Source organism: Thiohalophilus sp., from assembly GCF_031581315.1.
Lineage (GTDB): Bacteria > Pseudomonadota > Gammaproteobacteria > UBA6429 > Thiohalophilaceae > Thiohalophilus.
In genome coordinates, this window is the sequence record NZ_JAVLAZ010000081.1 from 1 (window position 1) to 1709 (window position 1709).

The following is a 1709-nucleotide window of genomic DNA, read 5'->3' on the forward strand; positions in this document are numbered from 1 at the left end:
ACTTGCATATTGAATTCCCCTGTTGGACGCTCACCCGCGTCGTGGTTTTGTGTGGTGGCGCAGAGGGGAATTCGGAAGGTGAAAAATAACAGCCTTCGGCGTCGCCCTCCGCGACACATCTGTTCGCTTTCAGGCCGGTCTCCGGGCTTATGAGTGGAAGGGACTTCCGGGGCCATCGCCTTCCCACATGAACATGCAGTGGCGTCGTGACGACCCTTGACTCAATCACCGTTGCGGGGGCAGCGCCGGGCTCGTCGCAAGCGACTCACCGGCTTCCCGTTTCACCCCAGTCGAACTTTTTGGGGCACCTGAAAGTGTGCGCACATTATCTGGGTATTCGAAGCAGTGTCAACCACAAGATATAGATGACTTTTAAAACAATGATTTATGTTGATTTCTTATATAAACTTATAAAGTTCAACGGAAAGTTAACCCGCGAAACGTGAAGCAGAACACACCGCCAACGGTGGCGCTGACTGGTTAATCACTGACCGCTGGTGTACTCTGAAAAGACAAGCAACGGAAGCCGACGATGCAACGAATCCTGGTCCTCAACTCCAAGGGCGGTTGTGGCAAGACGACGATTGCCACCAATCTCGCCAGCCTGTATGCCGGCTATGGCTTTGCCGCGGCGTTGATGGACTACGATCCGCAGGGTTCCAGCATGCGCTGGCACAGCCTGCGGCCGCAGGACAAGCCGGCCATCCACGGGGTACGCGCCTGGCAGCGGGCCGGCGGAGGCCAGACCAGCGCGTGGCAGTTGCGCCTGCCGCCCGAAACCGAACGGGTGATACTGGATGCCCCCGCCGCCGTCAGCGGCCAGCAGCTGGTTAACTATGTGCAGCGGGTCGATACCATCCTGGTGCCGGTGTTACCGTCGCCCATCGATATTCATGCCGCCACCCATTTCATCAAGGATCTGCTGTTGATCGGCAAGGTTCGCAGTGCCGGCGTGCGGGTTGGCGTGATCGCCAACCGGGCCAAAAAGAACACGCTGGTCTATCAATCCCTGGAACGTTTCCTTAAAACCCTGCACCTGCCCCTGCTCGCGACCCTGCGTGATACCCAGCATTACGTGCATGCCGTCGAGCGCGGTATTGGTGTGCACGAACTGTGGGACAAACGGGCCGAGGAAGATCGCCTGCAGTGGGTCAACGTATTCGAATGGCTGGAAGATCGCCGCGCCGCCGTGACGGCACAGCAGCGGCATGCGCCCTGAATAGGGGCTAGGTGCTAGGGGCTAGTTGCTAGTTGGGTGCGTGCTACGCATCTGGTTCACACGCATATATCTAACACTTTCTCTTTCTTATGTCGGTTTTCCTGAAGCGCGCTTACGAACCTCCCGAACCCGGTGATGGTTATCGGGTGCTGGTGGATCGGCTTTGGCCACGCGGGCGCTCGAAAGCCGAGTTGAAAATCGATGAATGGTTGAAGGAGCTGGCGCCGTCGGATTCACTGCGCAAGGCGTTTCATGATGGCGATCTGGGGTGGGGAGCGTTTCGCAAAGCCTATCTCGGTGAACTGAAAGCCCATCGTGACGGGCTGCGTCAGCTAGCTCAAATCGCCGAACGCGGCAAACTGACCCTGGTCTTCGCCGCACACGATGAACGCCATAATAATGCGGTGGTGGTGAAGCAATACCTGAAGATGCTGGGCGCCGACTGAACGATGTGTTAGTTCTTGGTTCTTAGCACTCAGCACTCAGCACT

Annotated in this window: 2 protein-coding genes and 1 riboswitch; both genes read left to right on the forward strand. The window is 57.4% G+C overall.

Going from position 1 to position 1709, the window contains the following annotated elements; all coding sequences use genetic code 11:
- Positions 1-114 precede the first annotated feature (114 nt).
- A riboswitch (cobalamin riboswitch) is annotated at positions 115-327 on the reverse strand.
- Between the two features lie 205 nt (positions 328-532).
- Positions 533-1219: an AAA family ATPase gene (locus RI563_RS10750; protein ID WP_310694383.1), complete on the forward strand. Its 687-nt coding sequence runs from the start codon at positions 533-535 to the stop codon at positions 1217-1219.
- An 89-nt stretch (positions 1220-1308) separates the two neighbouring features.
- Complete coding sequence (locus RI563_RS10755; RefSeq protein ID WP_310694384.1) at positions 1309-1665, forward strand: DUF488 domain-containing protein; 357 nt, start codon at positions 1309-1311, stop codon at positions 1663-1665.
- Positions 1666-1709: the final 44 nt, after the last annotated feature.